Source organism: Paenibacillus sp. F024 (assembly GCF_057814255.1).
The window spans coordinates 1-305 of the sequence record NZ_JBVASZ010000134.1 but is presented as its reverse complement, the minus strand read 5'-3'; the positions used below and the strand labels follow the sequence as shown (position 1 = coordinate 305).

The 305-nt window shown below is 47.2% G+C and carries 1 pseudogene; it reads right to left on the bottom strand.

The features are described from left to right. Nucleotides 1-305 (bottom strand): annotated as a pseudogene (locus ACZYR9_RS27685) (hypothetical protein); the annotation flags it as partial.

Below are 305 nucleotides of genomic sequence, written 5' to 3'. Positions count from 1 at the left end.
CAACATAATAGCGGAGCTTGTTTAGATCTTGGTCAGTAATCGAATGAAGCTCCGCGCCGTAGTGAATGGTGTTCTCTTGAATATGCGCGGAGCTGACCACCAGCTTCGGATGAATGGTCACCTCATCAAGGATGATCATGGAATCATACATGTGATTCATTCGGACCGACAAGTCGTTCAATTCAAATCCGAACCCCACACGGCTGACCTTGGAGAACCTCACAGCCTGGATCTTGAAATCGTCATTCAACGTCCCAAACGTGTTGAGCTTAAACCGGGGAATCGACACATGTTCATCGTTGTAT